Annotated in this window: 16 protein-coding genes; 5 read left to right on the forward strand and 11 right to left on the reverse strand. The window is 66.2% G+C overall.

Features of this window, described 5'->3' with window-relative positions; translation table 11 throughout:
• Positions 1 to 32 precede the first annotated feature (32 nt).
• Both FVF75_RS01740 and FVF75_RS01745 read right to left on the reverse strand, forming a co-directional pair.
• Positions 33 to 2933, reverse strand: coding sequence for a helicase-related protein (locus FVF75_RS01740; protein WP_148376023.1), 2901 nt, complete (start codon positions 2931 to 2933; stop codon positions 33 to 35).
• A 39-nt stretch (positions 2934 to 2972) separates the two neighbouring features.
• A complete protein-coding gene (locus FVF75_RS01745; RefSeq protein ID WP_246137970.1) occupies positions 2973 to 3509 on the reverse strand; it encodes a tetratricopeptide repeat protein in 537 nt (178 codons plus the stop codon).
• 165 nt (positions 3510 to 3674) lie between these two features.
• On the opposite strand from FVF75_RS01745, the gene FVF75_RS01750 reads away from it, so the two are divergent.
• The 4 genes from FVF75_RS01750 to fghA all read left to right on the forward strand — a co-directional run bounded on the left by FVF75_RS01750 (position 3675) and on the right by fghA (position 7010).
• Positions 3675 to 3965: an SCP2 sterol-binding domain-containing protein gene (locus FVF75_RS01750; protein ID WP_148376024.1), complete on the forward strand. Its 291-nt coding sequence runs from the start codon at positions 3675 to 3677 to the stop codon at positions 3963 to 3965.
• Between the two features lie 55 nt (positions 3966 to 4020).
• Entirely contained in the window at positions 4021 to 4959 is a 939-nt protein-coding gene (locus FVF75_RS01755) for an alpha/beta hydrolase (RefSeq protein WP_148376025.1), read from the forward strand.
• A 96-nt stretch (positions 4960 to 5055) separates the two neighbouring features.
• Positions 5056 to 6165: an S-(hydroxymethyl)glutathione dehydrogenase/class III alcohol dehydrogenase gene (locus FVF75_RS01760; protein WP_148376026.1), complete on the forward strand. Its 1110-nt coding sequence runs from the start codon at positions 5056 to 5058 to the stop codon at positions 6163 to 6165.
• Positions 6165 to 7010 (forward strand): S-formylglutathione hydrolase, encoded by an 846-nt coding sequence (gene fghA, locus FVF75_RS01765; RefSeq protein WP_148376027.1) that lies wholly within the window; start codon positions 6165 to 6167, stop codon positions 7008 to 7010. Before FVF75_RS01760 ends, fghA begins: the two co-directional genes overlap by 1 nt.
• Positions 7011 to 7094: 84 nt before the next feature.
• On the opposite strand, the gene FVF75_RS01770 is transcribed toward fghA, so the two are convergent.
• The 4 genes from FVF75_RS01770 to FVF75_RS01785 form a co-directional block, all read right to left on the reverse strand.
• The gene (locus FVF75_RS01770; RefSeq protein WP_148376028.1) at positions 7095 to 8006 is read right to left on the reverse strand and encodes a pirin family protein; all 912 of its coding nucleotides are present in this window, start codon (positions 8004 to 8006) and stop codon (positions 7095 to 7097) included.
• A 102-nt stretch (positions 8007 to 8108) separates the two neighbouring features.
• Positions 8109 to 8696 carry a TadE/TadG family type IV pilus assembly protein gene (locus tag FVF75_RS01775; protein ID WP_148376029.1) on the reverse strand — a complete coding sequence of 196 codons (588 nt, stop codon included), beginning with the start codon at positions 8694 to 8696 and terminating at the stop codon, positions 8109 to 8111.
• Positions 8697 to 8707: 11 nt separating this feature from the next.
• Positions 8708 to 9250 (reverse strand): TadE/TadG family type IV pilus assembly protein, encoded by a 543-nt coding sequence (locus tag FVF75_RS01780; RefSeq protein WP_148376030.1) that lies wholly within the window; start codon positions 9248 to 9250, stop codon positions 8708 to 8710.
• A gap of 1 nt (position 9251) precedes the next feature.
• Positions 9252 to 10880 carry a pilus assembly protein gene (locus FVF75_RS01785; RefSeq protein ID WP_166126528.1) on the reverse strand — a complete coding sequence of 543 codons (1629 nt, stop codon included), beginning with the start codon at positions 10878 to 10880 and terminating at the stop codon, positions 9252 to 9254.
• Between the two features lie 358 nt (positions 10881 to 11238).
• On the opposite strand from FVF75_RS01785, the gene FVF75_RS01790 reads away from it, so the two are divergent.
• A complete protein-coding gene (locus tag FVF75_RS01790) occupies positions 11239 to 13086 on the forward strand; it encodes a M3 family oligoendopeptidase (protein ID WP_148376032.1) in 1848 nt (615 codons plus the stop codon).
• A 168-nt stretch (positions 13087 to 13254) separates the two neighbouring features.
• Here FVF75_RS01790 and FVF75_RS01795 read toward each other — a convergent pair whose 3' ends face one another.
• The 5 genes from FVF75_RS01795 to rpoH form a co-directional block, all read right to left on the reverse strand.
• Positions 13255 to 13524, reverse strand: a complete 270-nt coding sequence (locus FVF75_RS01795; RefSeq protein ID WP_148376033.1) for a DksA/TraR family C4-type zinc finger protein — start codon at positions 13522 to 13524, stop codon at positions 13255 to 13257.
• Positions 13525 to 13539: 15 nt separating this feature from the next.
• On the reverse strand, positions 13540 to 13896 hold the full coding sequence (locus FVF75_RS01800) for a DUF4389 domain-containing protein (protein WP_148376034.1): 357 nt from the start codon (positions 13894 to 13896) through the stop codon (positions 13540 to 13542).
• Between the two features lie 18 nt (positions 13897 to 13914).
• Positions 13915 to 14361: a baeRF12 domain-containing protein gene (locus FVF75_RS01805; protein ID WP_148376035.1), complete on the reverse strand. Its 447-nt coding sequence runs from the start codon at positions 14359 to 14361 to the stop codon at positions 13915 to 13917.
• Positions 14362 to 14432: 71 nt separating this feature from the next.
• Complete coding sequence (locus FVF75_RS01810) at positions 14433 to 15422, reverse strand: Gfo/Idh/MocA family protein (RefSeq protein WP_148376036.1); 990 nt, start codon at positions 15420 to 15422, stop codon at positions 14433 to 14435.
• 175 nt (positions 15423 to 15597) lie between these two features.
• Positions 15598 to 16494, reverse strand: coding sequence for an RNA polymerase sigma factor RpoH (gene rpoH, locus FVF75_RS01815; protein ID WP_148376037.1), 897 nt, complete (start codon positions 16492 to 16494; stop codon positions 15598 to 15600).
• Positions 16495 to 16508: the final 14 nt, after the last annotated feature.

Here is a 16508-nt window from a genome sequence, read left to right on the forward strand (position 1 = left end):
CTGGGTGCGGATGGGCCGGGCGTCTCAGCCACTCAGGTCTTGTCCTTCAACCCCATCAGCGCCTGGGCGAAGGGGTTGTCCGGGTCGATCCGGTCTTTCTTGGGGGGCCGTGACGAGAAGCTGGCGGGCTTGTCGTCCTTGCGGGGTGTGCCCCGGGGCTTGCCCTTGCCGCGCGGTTTGGCCGCCTTGGCCGCATCGCCCTGGGCGCGGGGTTTGCCCCGGCCGCGCGGCTTGCCGCCGCCCAGCCCGCCCCAGGTGAAGGTATAGAACACCTCGGTTTCGTCCTCGGGGGTGGCCCTGGCCTGAACCTCGCTGGCGCCCGCGTCGCCGGGATGGGCGCTGGCGGCGGTGTCGGACCCGGGCTGCGCCTCGACCGAGGCGGCGCCACTGGCGCCCTCGGGATGTTCGACAAGCGTTGCCGGCTCCTCGGGAGTTTCGGCGGTCGGCATGGCGTCGACCTCGCTGGCGCCCGCCGCCCCTGGCTCTGCCTCGCCGGTCACGTCGTGGCCGGGTTGCGCCTCGGCCTCGCTGGTGCCGGTAGGGGTCGGGTCTTCGGCCACGGCGCGGATCTTGGCGCGCTCGCCCCGCTCGGCCTTGTAGCCAAGCCCCTGCATCAGGTCGGCGAACTGCTCCAGCGTCATGCCGGTGATCGACAGCATGTCGGGGTTGGCCTCGAACCCGGTCCGGCTGTTCTGGCTGCGCAACTGGTCGGCCAGGCGTTCCAGCATGTCGATGCGGATCGCCCGCGCCCCTGCGACGCGGTAGCCTGCCAGCGTGTGAATCCGGGCGTCCGCCCCCTCGATCGTCGGGATGGTGACGAGCCCCGGCGGTGGGGCCTCGGGAAACTCGTCCAGCCCCGCCGCGAGGCTCCAGAGCACCAGCCGGAGCCGCGTCGGCGCGGGCTTCAGCAGCAACGGCATGAAGATGGTGAACTGGCCAAAGCGCACGCCATGCTTGCGCAACAGCCCGCGCGCCTCCTGGTCGAGTTCCTTGACCTCGTGGGCCACCTCGGCGCGGGGCAGCACGCCCAGCGCCTCGACCAGCCGGAAGGCAAAACCGCGCGCCAGCCCCGGCAGAGTCTCGTCCTTGGACAGGGCGATCAGCGGCTCGAATTGCGCCGCGACCTTGCGGTCGATGAAATGCTGCAGGCGCCGGGCGACCTTGTCGGCCACGTCGCCGCCGGCCTCGTCGTCGACGAAGGGCTGCACCCGGGGTTTGAGGATGTCGTCGCCCTTGACCAGCTTGCCGACGGCGTGTTCGCCCCACATCAGCCCGCCCTGCTCGGTGAAATCCAGCTCGGTATCGGGGGCGTTGTAGAAGCGGTCGGCGCGCAGGTGGAACTGCGGCGCCAGCGCCGCCACCGCCGCCGCGCGCAGCGTCTTGGCCTCCTCGGGGCTTGCGGATTTGTCCTGGCTGAACCTAAACCCCTCAAGCCGCCCGACGAATTCGCCCTCGACGGTCACTTCACCCTTGTCGTTCACCTCGGCCACAAGGCTCTCCTTCTGTTTCAACCGGCGCAGCAGCACGGATGTGCGCCGGTCGACAAATCGTTGCGTCAGCGCGGCATGAAGCGCATCCGACAGGCGATCTTCTACCGCACGCGTCTCGCCGCGCCAATGGTCTTGATCGGCCAGCCAGCCTTTGCGTTGCGCCACGTAGGTCCAGGTGCGGATGAAGGCCAAGCGTTTGGACAGCGCGTCGATGTCGCCAGCGGTCCGGTCGATGCGCGCGACCTGGGTGGCGAACCAGTCCTCGTCGAGCCGCCCATGTTCATGCAGATCGGAAAAGATGCGCGACAGAAGACCGGTGTGCTCGCCGTGGCTGATGGAGCGAAAATCGGGGATGCGGCAGACATCCCACAAGAGCCTGACCCCCGGCCCGTCGCTGGCGCGCGCGCGGATCATGCCGTCGCCCGACAATTCCTTCAGCGCCATCAGGTCGTCGGCCTCGCGCGCCCGGGTCAGCCAGGGGTCGTCGGTGCCGGCTTCGAGCGTTGCGATCAGCGCCTCGACGGACCCGAAGCGCAGGTCGGAATTGCGCCAGTTGAGCTTGCGGATCGGGGTGAAGCGGTGCTCGGTGATCGCCTCGATCACCTCCGCATCCAGCCCCGGCGCCTCGCCGGTGACGCCGAAGGTGCCGTCGGTCATGTAGCGCCCGGCGCGGCCGGCGATCTGGGCCAGTTCGTTGGGCGCCAGCCGGCGCATCCGGCGGCCATCGAACTTGGACAGGGCCGAAAAAGCGACATGGGTGACATCGAGGTTCAGCCCCATGCCGATGGCGTCGGTGGCGACCAGGTGATCGACATCGCCCTCCTGATACATCGCCACCTGGGCGTTGCGGGTGCGCGGGCTGAGCGCGCCCATCACCACCGCCGCACCGCCCTTCTGACGCCGCATCAGTTCCGCCGTGGCATAGAGATTTTCAACCGAAAACCCCACGATCGCGCTGCGGGCGGGCAGTCGGCTTATCTTTTTCGAACCTGCATAGGTCAATTCGCTGAAGCGTTCCCGGCGCAGGAACTGCACCCCCGGCACCAGGGCGGCAATCGCGCCGCGCATCGTCTCGGAGCCCATGAACAGCGTCTCGTGGGTGCCGCGCGCATTGAGCAGCCGGTCGGTGAAGACATGGCCGCGCTCGGGATCGGCGCAAAGCTGGATCTCGTCCACCGCCAGGAAATCCGGCCCCAGCCCCTCGGGCATCGCCTCGACCGTGGCGACCCAGTATTGCACCCGGTCGGGCACGATGCGCTCTTCGCCGGTGACCAGCGCCACCACGCTCGGCCCGCGCACCGCGACGATCTTGTCATAGACCTCGCGCGCCAGAAGCCGCAGCGGCAACCCGATCACGCCGGTGCGATAGCCCAGCATCCGCTCGATCGCGTAATGCGTCTTGCCCGTGTTGGTCGGCCCGAGAACCGCGCTGATCCCCGCCATCCCGGCCTCCTTGTCTGCTGCCTCTGCGGCGCCGGCCGCTCAGATGCTCTTGCCCCGAAGTTCGGCTTCGAGCCGGTCGAGCGCCTCTCTTAGATCGGGGCGGCGGGGATGTATAGCAAGCGCGGCGCCGTAGACGCGCGCGGCGCGCTCAAGCGCGCCGGTCTCTTCCAGGATCACCGCAAGGCCGGACAGGGCCCCGAAATGGCGCGGCTCCAGCGCCAACGCGCGGGCGATGTCGGCAAGCGCCGGGCCATAGAGGCCAAGCTGGAAATAGGCGGTGGCGCGCGCGTTCCAGCCCTCGGCGAAATCCGGCGCATTCTCGACCAGCGCGGTCAGATGTTCGACCGCGGCCTGCGGCGCATCCGCCGCCATCGCGCTGCGCCCGCGTTCCAGCAGCAGGTCCATCGCCGCCGACCCCGACTCGGACCATTCGGCCCAGATCCGGTCCTCGATCGCTTCCCAACTGCTTTCGTCCGCCGTCTTGAGCGCCGCGAACAACTCGTCCAGCCGCGCCTCTTCGGCCAGCGCCGGCGGCGCGGTGGCGAACATCACGAGAAAGACCATGAGCCTCAGCATGGCGCCAGTCTAACAGACCCGCCGGGGGCTTGCCCATCACCTTCGCGTAACACCGCGCCGGCGCATGACGTGCCGGCAGCCGGGCCGCGAATCGGTTTCACCGGCTTCGCCTTTTCCGCTAGACTCGCCGGGAATGATCCAAACGCCCCAGATGGAGGAACCCCGGTGAGTGATGTGATCGAAAAAGCGGTGGCCGCGTTGAAGGAAAAAATCGGCAACGACGGCTTCGACGCCGTGGCGAAATTCGTCATCGAGGGCGAAGGCGCGGTGATGGTCGACCAGGATGGCGTGCGCCAGGGCGACGGTGACGCCGACGTGACCCTGACCGCCAGCGCCGACACCTTCCAGTCCATCGTGTCGGGCGAGCTGAACCCGACCTCGGCCTTCATGACCGGCAAGCTGTCGATCGACGGCGACATGGGTGCTGCGATGCGGCTGGGCAGCGCGCTGGGCTAGAGCGTGTCGCGCTTGGCTGAAACACGTGCATCCAGTCGACGAGGCACGCTTTAGGATGGAGCCTGCGCCGCTTCACGACGACATCGCGCGCGGCCCGCGCGGCGGTCGTGCCTGGTGGCTGAACACGCCCGACGGGGTGCGCATCCGCGCCGCGATCTGGCAGCCCGAGGGCACGCCCACCGGCACCGTGATGCTGTTTCCCGGGCGCAGCGAGTATATCGAGAAATACGGCCCCGCCGCGGCAGACCTGACCGCGCGCGGCTTTGCCGTGGTCACGGTCGACTGGCGCGGCCAGGGGCTTGCCGACCGCGCCACGCCCGATCCCCTCTTGGGGCATGTCGGGCATTTCGACGAATACCAGCGCGACATCGATGCGGTGAACGCGCTGATCCGGGCCGAGGCCCTGCCCGGCCCGTTCTTTCTGATCGGCCATTCGATGGGCGGCTGCATCGGGCTGCGCGCCCTGCACAACGGCCTGCCGATCCGGGCCGCCGCCTTCTCGGCCCCGATGTGGGGGCTGCAACTGCCGACCCACAAGCGCCCGCTGGCCTGGGTGTCGTCGTTCGGCGGCACGCTTATTGGCCTGGGCGAGCGGCTGGTGCCGACCGGCGAGCGCGAATGCTACGCCGCGATCGCGCCCTATGACGACAACATGCTGACCACCGACCCCGAGATGTTCGCCTTCCTGCAAGGCCAGCTTCGCGCCCGACCGGCGCTGGCCCTGGGCGGCCCGACCCTGTCGTGGCTGCGCGCGGCCCTTCTGGAGACCACACGGCTGACCCGGATGGCGCCGCCCCCGACCCCTGCCGTCACGTTTCTCGGCAGCCGCGAACGCATCGTCGCGCCCGACCGGGTGCACCGGATCATGGGCGGCTGGACCGGCGGCGCGCTGGAATTGGTCGAGGGTGCCGAGCATGAAATCGTGATGGAGCGCCCCGAGACGCGCACGCGCTTTTTCGACCGGGCGGCGGCGCTGTTCGGCGCCCATTCCTGACGGCTGCCCCGGATTTCTTGGTTGGACAGACCCGGCCGGGATTGCCTATCCTCGACCCTGTCCCGCCGCCGGCGGTCAGTTGGAAAGGAACGCCTCATGAAAACCCGTGCTGCCGTCGCCTTCGAGGCGAAAAAACCCCTCGAAATCGTCGAACTTGACCTCGAAGGCCCGAAGGAAGGCGAGGTGCTGGTCGAGATCATGGCCACCGGCATCTGCCACACCGACGCTTATACGCTGGACGGGCTGGACAGCGAGGGGCTGTTTCCCTCGGTCCTCGGCCACGAAGGCGCGGGCATCGTGCGCGAGGTGGGCGCGGGCGTGAAAAGCGTGAAGCCCGGCGATCACGTGATCCCGCTCTACACCCCCGAATGCCGCGAATGCAAAAGCTGCACCTCGGGCAAGACCAACCTCTGCACCTCGATCCGCGCGACGCAAGGCAAGGGTGTGATGCCCGACGGAACCTCGCGGTTTTCCTACAAGGGCGAGACCATCCATCACTACATGGGCTGCTCGACGTTTTCGAATTTCACCGTCCTGCCGGAGATCGCGGTCGCGAAAATCCGCGAGGACGCGCCCTTCGACAAGGCCTGCTACATCGGCTGCGGCGTCACCACCGGGGTCGGCGCGGTGACCAAGACCGCCGGCGTCGAGGTCGGCTCGAACGTCATCGTGTTCGGGCTGGGCGGCATCGGCCTCAACGTCATCCAGGGCGCGCGCATGGTGGGGGCCGACAAGATCATCGGCGTCGACATCAACGACGACAAGAAAAGCTGGGGCGAACGCTTTGGCATGACCCATTTCGTCAACCCAACCAAGGTCAAGGGCGATCTGGTCGCGCATCTGGTCGAACTGACGGACGGCGGCGCGGACTACACCTTCGACTGCACCGGCAACACCGATGTGATGCGCACCGCGCTCGAGGCCTGCCACCGCGGCTGGGGCGTCTCGACGGTGATCGGCGTGGCCGAGGCGGGCAAGGAGATCTCCACCCGCCCGTTCCAGCTTGTCACCGGAAGGGTCTGGAAAGGCTCGGCTTTCGGCGGTGCCAAGGGGCGCACGGACGTGCCGAAGATCGTCGACTGGTACATGAACGGCAAGATCGAGATCGACCCGATGATCACGCACGTGCTGTCGCTCGAGGACATCAACAAGGGCTTCGACCTGATGCATGCGGGCGAGTCGATCCGTTCCGTCGTGGTGTTCTGATGACCCTGGAAACCGTCGCGACCAACCGCAGCCACGGCGGCACCCAGGGGGTCTATCGCCACGCCTCGACCGCCACCTGCACGCCGATGGAGTTCTCGGTCTTCGTGCCCGATCATGCCCCCGGCACACACCTGCCAGTGGTCTGGTATCTGTCCGGGCTGACCTGCACCCAGGCGAACGTGACGGAAAAGGGCGAATTCCGCGCTGCCTGCGCCGAACACGGGCTGATCTTCGTCGCCCCCGACACCAGCCCGCGCGGCGACGGCGTGCCCGACGACCCCGAGGGCGCCTATGATTTCGGCCTCGGCGCGGGGTTCTACCTCGACGCGACCCGCGCGCCCTTCGACCGGCACTACCGGATGAAGACCTACCTCGAGGACGAGTTACCCGGCGTCATCGCAAAGCACTTCCCCGCCGACATGGCGCGCCAGTCGATCATGGGCCATTCGATGGGCGGCCACGGCGCGCTGACCTTCGGCCTGCGCAATCCCGGGCGTTTCCGCGCGGTCTCGGCGTTCTCGCCCATCGTGGCGCCGTCACAGGTGCCCTGGGGCGAGAAAGCCTTTTCGGGCTACCTTGGCGACGACCGAACCGCCTGGGGCGAACACGACGCCTGCGCGATGATCGAGGCCGGTGCGCGGGTGGACGAAATTTTGGTCGATCAGGGCACGGCGGACGGGTTCCTGGCCGAGCAACTCAAGCCCGAACTGCTGGCCGATGCCTGCGCCAAGGCAGGCATCGACCTGACGCTGAGGATGCAGGAAGGTTACGACCACAGCTATTTCTTCATCTCGAGCTTCATGGCCGACCACCTCGCCTGGCACGCAAAGCGGCTCAAGGCCTGAGCCATCGTCTTGGCAAGACACTCCGGGGTGAGCGGTCAGTTTGCCTGCAAACTGACCGTGAGGGTCCGGCCCCTCGCCCCCGCCTCAATGCTCCGGGCGGATGAAAGTGCCGTTGCGCAAGTCCGCCATCGCCTGGCGCAGCTCGTCCGGCGTGTTCATCACGATCGGCCCGTGCCAGGCCACCGGCTCGCGGATCGGCGCACCGGACACCAGAAGGAACCGCACCCCGTCCTCGCCCGCCTGCACCGTGATCTCGTCGCCGGTGCCGAACCGGATCACCGTGCGGTTGCCCGACAGGTCGCGGATATTGACCTCCTGGCCCATCACCTCTTTCTCCAGCCGCACGCCCTCGGGCGCCGAGGCATCGGCAAAAGCACCTGCCCCTTCGAACACATAGGCGAAGGTCGACTTGTAAGTGTCGACGGAAAAGGTCTTTTTCACCCCCGGCGGCACCGAGATATCGAGGTATTGCGGGTCCGCCGCGATACCGTCAACGGGGCCGGACTTGCCCCAGAAATCGCCCACGATCACCCGCACCACGGTGCCGTCGTCATCGACCACCACGGGAATGTCGGACCCCTTGATGTCCTGGTAACGGGGCGCGGTCATCTTCAGGCTCGACGGCAGGTTGGCCCAGAGCTGAAAGCCGTGCATCTGCCCGGCGGCGTTTCCGGTGGGCATTTCCTGGTGCATGATGCCGGAGCCGGCGGTCATCCACTGCACGTCACCGGCCCCCAGCCGGCCCGTGTTGCCCAGTGAATCCCCATGCTCGACCTCGCCGGCCAGCACATAGGTGATGGTCTCGATGCCGCGATGCGGATGCCAGGGAAAGCCGGCAAGATAGTCGGAGGGCTGTTCGCCCCGGAAATCGTCGAACAGCAGGAACGGGTCATGCGCCTTGGGGTCGTGAAACCCGAAGGCGCGGTGCAGGTTCACGCCGGCGCCCTCTACTGTGGGCGTTGCGCGGGACTGCGACAGGATCGGTCGGATGGACATGTGCGTTCTCCTTTCGAATGAAAGGTAGGACGCGCAGCTATGTGCGGCAAGTCGCGCATCTGTCACCCCGCACGCAGCGCTTGTGCAGGGATGCACAAGATCTTACGTGCCGCAGTTCTCGCCCGCGAAGCACAGTTGCGGGGCAAAGCGCGGGCGGGTCATCACCACGTCGCGCAGCGTCATGCGGCCGATGCCGGTCAGATTTTGCGAGAACGGCGGCTGATAGACCATCGAGGTCTCGACCACGATCACCCGTTCGCCCGACGGGATCACCGGCACGGTCGCTTCCAGGTGGTCCATCACGTCCTGGTTGGTGTAGGTCGGCATGTTGTCGGTCGCCTTCGACCAGTCGCGTTCGAGCTTGCGGCCGGGTTCGCCGCAATCCTCGGTGCAATGCACCACTGTCACCCTGATCCAGGCGTCGGTTCCCGAGCGGGTGAGGTATTCATAAACCTCCTCGGCGCCGTTGAGATAGTCCATGTCCAGCACCCGCGTCTCGCGCGACATCAGGTCGGACACCGCGTAATTCGCCTTGAGCGACAAGGACTTGGCCCGGTAGGCATCGAACCAGGAATAGGTCGCCAGAAACGCCCAGAGCAGGATCGGCAGGATGATCACGGCCTCGACCGTGACGCTGGCGTCTTCGTCGCGCCCGAACCGGGCCGCCCTCGCGCGGGTTTGTGTCCACATTCGTCCCATCCTCATGGCTCGTTCACGAAGGTGGACGAGGCGGTCAGGGTGAACCCGCCGCTGTCGTCCTTGGGCAGGTTCATCACGTAAGGCGTGGTGCCGAAGAACGGATCGACCACCACGCAGACCCGCACCATCATCAGGTCGTTGAGCCGCCCGAATTCGAAATCCAGCGCCGGCTGGATTTCCGCGTCGCGGTCGGTACAGGTGATCCCGGCGCTGGGCAGGTTCCAGGCATTGGGCGACACGTTGGTCAGCTCGACCATGATGTTGTCTTCGCATTGCGGCAGGATCATCGCATCGTTGCAGATCCGGCGTTTCAACTCGTCCGATGTCGCCGGTTCGAGCGAGCCGAGCCGGAGCGCGCGCACGTTGAGATCGACGGCGCGCTCCAGAAGCGTGTTGCGCGCCAGGAACAGCGACATCTCGAAAGACGACAGGAACAGCATCATGAACGCCGGGAACAGGATGACGAACTCGATCGTCGCCGTCCCGTCTTCACGCCGGAACCCTCGTACGAGGCCGCCCAACACCCGTCTTGCCAAGGCAAACATGTCAGTTCACCAGCCTGAGTTTCGAGATTTCGCGCGCGATCGCGGCGAAGGCATCCGACAGGTCCAGCCCGTCCACGTCGAAGTAGTGCGCCGGGCTGTTGGCACAGTTGCGCATCACCGTGGCGCTGGCCGAGGTGACCTCGAAGCCGACCGAGAAGATGGTGATGTCCTGGTCCTTGGCCGCGGTGCAGATGTCGTCAAGCCGCGCGTTCTTGGTCGAGTTGCCGAATTCGCTGCCGTGCGAGGGGAGGAACCAGAAATTGTCGTACCAGGCCCAGCTCTTGGTCGCCCAGAGCTCGGTGAAATCGAGCTGGTAGGCGCCGCCCCCAGGTTCCGGCTGCTGGGTGCACTGCGTGTCCCAGTAGCCCCACCACCACCCGGTGCTGACCCAGACCTGCTCGCAGACATCGACAGAGCCGGTGCCGAAGGCATGATCGTCCCACGAGTCCGAGTGCGGCCAGTAGTATTGCCCGTTCGACTCGCGGTAGATCGAATAGCGATAGTCGCCGCTGACCTTGTCGTTGGTGCGCCACACCGGCGACGGGCCGACGCGGTGGTCGTCATAAAGGTAGTGCTGGTCGGTGTTGATGCCGTCGGTCATCAGCACGATCACCTTTTCCACCCCGCGCTCGGTCCAGTCCAGCGGGCGCCCGTCATAGGCGGCGTCCACGGTTCCCGCCGTCACGAGGTCGGTTATGACCGGCTGCGTCGCGGGGTCGAGGAAGGCCGCGCCCCACTTCATGCCGAGGTCGATCGAGGTGTTGCCGCTGGCACCCAGCGCGTTGATGCGGCTGCGCAGCGTGGCCGCGTTGCTGCCCAGCACCGTCAACTCGCGCCAGGAATTGGTCGCGCAGGTCCACTGCCCGATGCCGTTGCGGCCCGACCACGGATCGAAATGCCCGGTGCGCTGCAATTCCTGCAGCGGCGTGATCGAGGTGGTGTCGAAATCGTCCGCGTCGAAGTTCACGCAGGACGAAAAGTTGTGCTCCGAGGTCGCGTTGAACAGCGACAGCAGCGACTCGCCCACCAGCACCTGTTCCGAATAGGGAATGATGTTGACCGAAACCTTGCCCGGCTCGACCGTGCAATCGGTGGTCTTCTGCGGATCGGACGGATCGCACAGCACGATATTGATGAATTCCTTGGCCGCCTTGCGAAGCTCGTAGATCTTGGAATAGCCCGATTCCGAGGTCCACGACATCGAGCCGGACACGTCCAGCACCAGCGAGATCTCGGTCTGCGACGCGCTTTCCTCGGCGGCCCCGCCGGCCGGCGTGGACAGTGTCTTGACGCCCAGGAACTGCAGCAATGTCGCGTTGATGTCCATCGAGGCGGTGGCGGTCACCCGGCGCGAGGTCAGGGTGTCGACCACGTCGATATCGTCGGCCGTGATATAGCCCGACAGCCCCGCCTTGGCGAAATAGTCGAGCACAACCGCTTCCGGATCGAGCGGCTGATCGAGGCTGGCCGCCGCCAGCACCGCCCGGTCGAGCGTCGCCTGGAGCCGCGTGCGCTGCGCCTCGTAGCGCATGAAGTCGATCCCGAGACCACCGGCCCCGAGCATCAGGATCAGAATGAACAGCGCGAAGACGACCATCGAGCCATCCTCCGAGCGTGCAAACCGGCGCATTGATCCCCTTTGGCGTGTCACGGACGGTTCCGTGCGCCTGTCAGTCACCCTTCGGCCGTGCCATCCCATGGCGTGCCCTCTCTTGTGTGTTTCGCGGTTTTCCGCGATTACACCCCCTTTACTCCGAGTTTCATTAACCCAAGTTTCGTGGCGGAAATGGGGCAGAAATAAGGTATTTCGCACCGACTGGTGCAGCCCCGGCAACAGCGCCGCGACCGGCCCGCGACCGGTGCGCGGCGGCGAACAATGACCGGCGATTTTCCGCCGAGCGGTCAGCGTCCGCACACGAGACGCCCGGGGGATTGTGACCGCCGCCCGCGCGGCCTATGTCTTTCGGATGTTCGTTTCAGGAGTTTGCATGACCGCCTCGACCCATCCCGTCCGCCGCCCCGTCACCCCTCGCGCCACCGCCTCCGAGACCGGCGCCGACACCGGTTTCGGCCCCCTGCCCGACTGGGATCTGACCGACCTCTATTCCGCCCCCGACGCCCCCGAAATCGCCCGCGACCTCGACCGCGTGGAAAAGGCCTGCGCCGATTTCGCCGCCACCTACGAGGGCAGGCTGGCCAGCCTCGACACCCCGGCGATGCTGGCCTGCGTGCATGCCTACGAAGAGATCGAGCGCATCGCCGGCCGCCTGATGGCCTTTGCCGGGCTGCGCTACTACCAGAACACCACCGATTCCGAGCGTGCGCAATTCGTGCAGAACCTGCAGGAAAAGGTCACCGATTTCACCGCGCCCCTGGTGTTCTTCACGCTCGAGATGAACCGCATTCCCGACGCCGATTTCGCCAGGGTGGTCGACGCCGACCCTGCCCTTGCCCGCTACAAGCCGGTGTTCGACCGGATGCGCGCGATGAAGCCCTACCAGTTGTCGGACGAGTTGGAGAAATTCCTGCACGACCAGTCCGCCATCGGCGCCGCCGCCTGGAACAAGCTGTTCGATGAGACCATCGCCGGGCTGACCTTCAGCCCCGAGGGCGAAGAACTGAGCCTCGAGGCCACCCTGAACCTCCTGACCGAACAGGACCGCGGCCGGCGCGAAGCCGCGGCGCGTGAACTGGCGCGGGTGTTCGGCGCCAACATCCGGCTGTTCTCGCGCGTGCACAACACGCTGGCCAAGGACAAGGAGATCGAGGACCGCTGGCGCAAGATGCCCACGCCGCAGACTGCGCGCCACCTCGCCAACCATGTCGAGCCCGAGGTGGTCGAGGCCCTGCGCGACGCGGTGGTCGCGGCCTATCCGCGCCTGTCGCACCGCTACTACGATCTGAAACGCAAGTGGCTGGGCCTCGACACGCTCGCTGTCTGGGACCGCAACGCGCCCCTGCCGATGGAGGAAACCCGGGTGATCGACTGGGCCGAGGCGCGCCAGACCGTGCTCGACGCCTACGCGGGGTTCGACCCGGAGATGGCCAGGCTGGCCGAACCGTTTTTCGACAAGGGCTGGATCGACGCGGGCGTGAAACCGGGCAAGGCGCCGGGCGCGTTCGCGCATCCGACGGTGACCGACGTGCACCCTTACGTGATGCTGAACTATCTCGGCAAACCGCGCGACGTGATGACGCTGGCGCATGAACTGGGCCACGGCGTGCACCAGGTGCTGGCGGCGGGTCAGGGCGAACTGCTGTCACAAACGCCGCTGACACTGGCCGAAACCGCCTCGGTCTTCGGCGAGATGCTGACCTTCCGCAAACTGCTCGACGCCGCCGAAACCCCGGATCAGCGCAAGGTTCTGCTGGCCGGCAAGGTCGAGGACATGATCAACACCGTGGTGCGCCAGATCGCGTTCTATGATTTCGAATGCAAGCTGCACGACGCGCGGCGCGGCGGGGAACTCACGCCCGACGACATCAACGCGCTGTGGATGAGCGTGCAGGCCGAGAGCCTCGGCCCGGCGTTCGACTTCATGGACGGCTATGAAACCTTCTGGGCCTACGTGCCGCATTTCGTGCACTCGCCCTTCTACGTCTATGCCTATGCCTTCGGCGATGGCCTCGTGAACGCGCTCTATGCCGTTTACGAGGACGGCGACGCCGATTTCCAGGCCAAGTATTTCGACATGCTCAAGGCGGGCGGCTCGAAACACCACAAGGAATTGCTGGCACCCTTCGGCCTCGACGCCACCGACCCGGCGTTCTGGGACAAGGGGCTTGGCATGATCTCGGGCTTCATCGACGAGTTGGAGGCGATGGAGCGGGCCTGACCCCTTCATCTTGGCACATACACTCCGGGGGTGGCGTTCAATTCGCCTCGCGAATTGAATGCAGGGGGCAGCGCCCCCTCTGCTGCGCCGCAGACCGGGCTGGCCCCCGGGCAGCGGCAAGACCCTTCCGAAAGGTCTTGCCAAGGCTGTTCCGAAAACCCCTGGCGCCTATTTCAGCTGGCTGTCCTTCGAGCCGCGCCGGTTGATGCCCGGGCGGGCGCGAAAGGCGCGGTCGCGTTCGCTCGCGCAGTCGACGCAGAGTTTGACCCCCGGCAGCGCCTTGCGCCGCGCCTCGGGGATCTCCTCGCCGCATTCGGCGCATTCCGTCAGGCTTTCGCCCTCGGGCCCGCGCCGGGCGCGCATCCGCTCAAGCTCCTCGGAAATCGAGGCTTCGATCTGTTCGTTCACCGCCCCGTCACGGGCCCAGCCGCCTGCCATGAGCGCCTCCTCGGTTCAGTCCTTCGGCCCCCACCTGGTGAACGGGAAGGGCCGCTCGTCGGTGCTGCCGGCCTGATAAAGCGCGATCCGCGCCAGCCAGTCGGCAAGATCCTTGCCGAAGGCGGCGATCGGTTCGTTCCTTTCCTTGCCGAACAACAGCCACAGGAATTGCAGCACCGCCGCCACGACAAGCACGAACTCGCCGATGCCGAACAGAAGCGCCAGCACCACCATCCACAGCCCGCGCATCCAGACGTTGTTGTCGTCCGCGTCCGTCACCTGTTCGCTCGCGCCCGCGCCCGGCTCCTCAAGCACCCGGGGCTGAACCTCTTCGACAGGCGGTTCGGGTCTGTCAGTGGGTTTCTTGGCCATTTTCGTCCCTTTCACGTCTCACAGCAAAATGGTGTCTTCCAGCAGCTTCACCACCTCGTCGGGCCGTTTCTTCAGCAGATCCTTGGGAACATCCGCCACCAGCGCATCCCTCAGCACCTTGGGCAGATGGTCGCGCAACATGCCCAGCGTCTTGGGTGCAGCGACCAGCACGACGCGGTCGAAGCCACCGTCGACAAAGCGCTGCTCGGCCTTGGCGACCACCGTCTTGGCGAACTCGATCTCGTCATGCTCCTGCTCGCTGCGCGGCGGGTCGAACGCGTGCCGGGCCATGCCCGGTGCGGCGTTGCTGCGGCCGCGACGATCGCGGCGTTCGGCCTCGGTCTCGGCCACCAGCGCCGGCGCCAGTTTCTCGTTCTCGACCAGCCCCTTGCCGGGCGCTTCGTTTTCCAAAATCCGTGCCTGACCGTCATTGGCAAGCACGACAAGCGTTTTCTTGGGCTTCATGTCGTCCCCCTGATCTATAGTTCCGATATGGGCGTCAGACCCCTTGTTTTCAAGGCGCCAACCGGTGTCGTTCAGCCGATCTCGACGGCCACGTCAAAGACCGTGTCGATCATCGCCTGGGTGCCGCGCGAGAACTCCAGCGGGCACGGATAAGGTGCGCCCTCACGCGCGCTTCGGGCGAAGTTGCGCACCTGTTCGACATATTGGTTGACCCGCGGCCAGCGTTCGATCCGAATGGTTCCGTCGGGGCTGCGGATCTCGACCTGCGCTTCGCCGAAGGTGCCGGGATTGAACGGCGCGCGCAGGGTGATGGTTCCGCGCTCGCCCTGGAACACCACCTCCTGGCGCAAGGACAGCCGCATCGAGGTCATCGCCGAATAAGTGAAACGCCCGAGCGGGCCCTCCATCTCGCCCAACACCTGCGCCCAGGTGTCGACCCCATTCTCGCGCTTGAGGCGCGCCGACAGGTCGACCGGCTCGGCCCCGGTGGCGAAACGCACCGAGGAATAGGTATAGACGCCGACATCGCGGATGCCGCCGCCGCCAGCGTCGGGGCGGTTGCGGAAATTGCCGGGGTCGGCGCGGTTGTCATAGGAAAACGCGGCGTCGACATGATCGACCTTGCCGATCTCGCCGGACTGGATCAACTCGCGCACCCTGAGCCATTGCGGGTGATGCACGATCATGTAGGCCTCGGCGATCAGCAGCCCGGTCTCGTCGCGCAGCGCGATCAGCTCGTCGATCTCGCCGGCGTTCAGGGCGATGGGCTTTTCGGTCAGCACATGCTTGCCGGCTCGAGCGGCCTTTTTCGTCCAATCGACATGCATGTGGTTCGGCAGCGGAATGTAGACCGCGTCGATCGCATCCCATTCCAGCATCGCGTCATAATCGAGAAACACGTCCAGCCCCGGACACACCGCCTCGAACGGCGCCGCCTTTTCCGCCGTCGAGGTCGCCAGCGCCACCAGCCGGTTGTCGGGCGCGGCGTTGATCGCCGGCCCCATGTGTTCTGCCGCGAATTTCGCCGCCCCCAGAATGCCCCAGCGGAAAGCCTCTGCCATGTCGTCCTCCGATGTTTCGGCCAAAGCCTACGCGCGGGCGCAGGGCGCTGCAATGACCGAGGTCACGCTGGCAGGAGGGCGCGCGGGGCAGGAGTCGAATGCCCCGGCGCGAAGGCCGGGGCGTTCGGATGTGGCAGCCGGTCGGGGCCGGGCATTCGCCGTAGAAATGGCCCGCTCAGGCGGTTTCCAGCAGGCCCTTTTCGGCGGCGAGATCCTGCATCTTCTTTTGCAGCTTCTCGAACGCGCGCACCTCGATCTGGCGGATGCGTTCGCGGCTGACGCCGTATTGCCCCGACAGATCCTCGAGCGTCACCGTCGCATCGGACAGGCGGCGCTGGGTCAGGATATCCTTTTCGCGGTCGTTGAGCACCGACATCGCCTCGACCAGCATCTCGCGGCGCACTTCAAGCTCGTCGCGCTCCTCGTAGTCGGTGGCCTGGTCGGCGTCCTCGTCCTCGAGCCAGTCCTGCCACTGCATCGCGCCTTCGCCATCGGCCGAAATGGTGGCGTTGAGGCTGGCGTCGCCGCCCGACATGCGCCGGTTCATCGAGATCACTTCATCTTCGGTGACGTTGAGGTCGCTGGCGATGCGCGCGACGTTCTCGGGCCGCATGTCGCCCTCTTCCAGCGCGCCGATCCGGGCCTTGGCCTTGCGCAGGTTGAAAAACAGCTTCTTCTGCGCCGAGGTGGTGCCCAGCTTGACCATCGACCAGGACCGCAGCACGTATTCCTGGATCGAGGCCCTGATCCACCACATCGCGTAGGTCGCGAGGCGAAAGCCCTTCTCGGGGTCGAATTTCTTGACCGCCTGCATCAGGCCCACGTTGGCCTCTGAAATCACCTCGGCCTGGGGCAGGCCATAACCGCGATAGCCCATCGCGATCTTGGCGGCGAGCCGCAGGTGAGAGGTCACAAGCTGATGCGCCGCCTCGGTGTCCTGGTGGTCGACCCAGCGTTTCGCCAGCATGTATTCCTGTTCCGGCTCAAGCATCGGAAACTTGCGGATTTCCTGCAGATACCGGTTCAGCCCGCCTTCGGGCGTCGGGGCGGGCAAGTTCGCCAGATTAGCCATGATCACTCCCGTTC

This window comes from Maritimibacter fusiformis (genome assembly GCF_008086115.1).
GTDB classification, from domain to species: Bacteria; Pseudomonadota; Alphaproteobacteria; order Rhodobacterales; family Rhodobacteraceae; genus Muriiphilus; species Muriiphilus fusiformis.

Coding starts and splice junctions, on each gene's coding strand:
- FVF75_RS01760 (WP_148376026.1), top strand. CDS start 5,056: ATGAAAACCCGTGCTGCCGTCGCCTTCGAGGCGAAAAAACCCCTCGAA.
- FVF75_RS01790 (WP_148376032.1), top strand. CDS start 11,239: ATGACCGCCTCGACCCATCCCGTCCGCCGCCCCGTCACCCCTCGCGCC.
- FVF75_RS01795 (WP_148376033.1), bottom strand. CDS start 13,524: ATGGCAGGCGGCTGGGCCCGTGACGGGGCGGTGAACGAACAGATCGAA.
- FVF75_RS01740 (WP_148376023.1), bottom strand. CDS start 2,933: ATGGCGGGGATCAGCGCGGTTCTCGGGCCGACCAACACGGGCAAGACG.
- FVF75_RS01770 (WP_148376028.1), bottom strand. CDS start 8,006: ATGTCCATCCGACCGATCCTGTCGCAGTCCCGCGCAACGCCCACAGTA.
- FVF75_RS01810 (WP_148376036.1), bottom strand. CDS start 15,422: ATGGCAGAGGCTTTCCGCTGGGGCATTCTGGGGGCGGCGAAATTCGCG.
- FVF75_RS01755 (WP_148376025.1), top strand. CDS start 4,021: ATGGAGCCTGCGCCGCTTCACGACGACATCGCGCGCGGCCCGCGCGGC.
- FVF75_RS01785 (WP_166126528.1), bottom strand. CDS start 10,880: ATGCGCCGGTTTGCACGCTCGGAGGATGGCTCGATGGTCGTCTTCGCG.
- fghA (WP_148376027.1), top strand. CDS start 6,165: ATGACCCTGGAAACCGTCGCGACCAACCGCAGCCACGGCGGCACCCAG.
- FVF75_RS01745 (WP_246137970.1), bottom strand. CDS start 3,509: ATGCTGAGGCTCATGGTCTTTCTCGTGATGTTCGCCACCGCGCCGCCG.
- FVF75_RS01805 (WP_148376035.1), bottom strand. CDS start 14,361: ATGAAGCCCAAGAAAACGCTTGTCGTGCTTGCCAATGACGGTCAGGCA.
- FVF75_RS01775 (WP_148376029.1), bottom strand. CDS start 8,696: ATGTGGACACAAACCCGCGCGAGGGCGGCCCGGTTCGGGCGCGACGAA.
- FVF75_RS01800 (WP_148376034.1), bottom strand. CDS start 13,896: ATGGCCAAGAAACCCACTGACAGACCCGAACCGCCTGTCGAAGAGGTT.
- FVF75_RS01780 (WP_148376030.1), bottom strand. CDS start 9,250: ATGTTTGCCTTGGCAAGACGGGTGTTGGGCGGCCTCGTACGAGGGTTC.
- rpoH (WP_148376037.1), bottom strand. CDS start 16,494: ATGGCTAATCTGGCGAACTTGCCCGCCCCGACGCCCGAAGGCGGGCTG.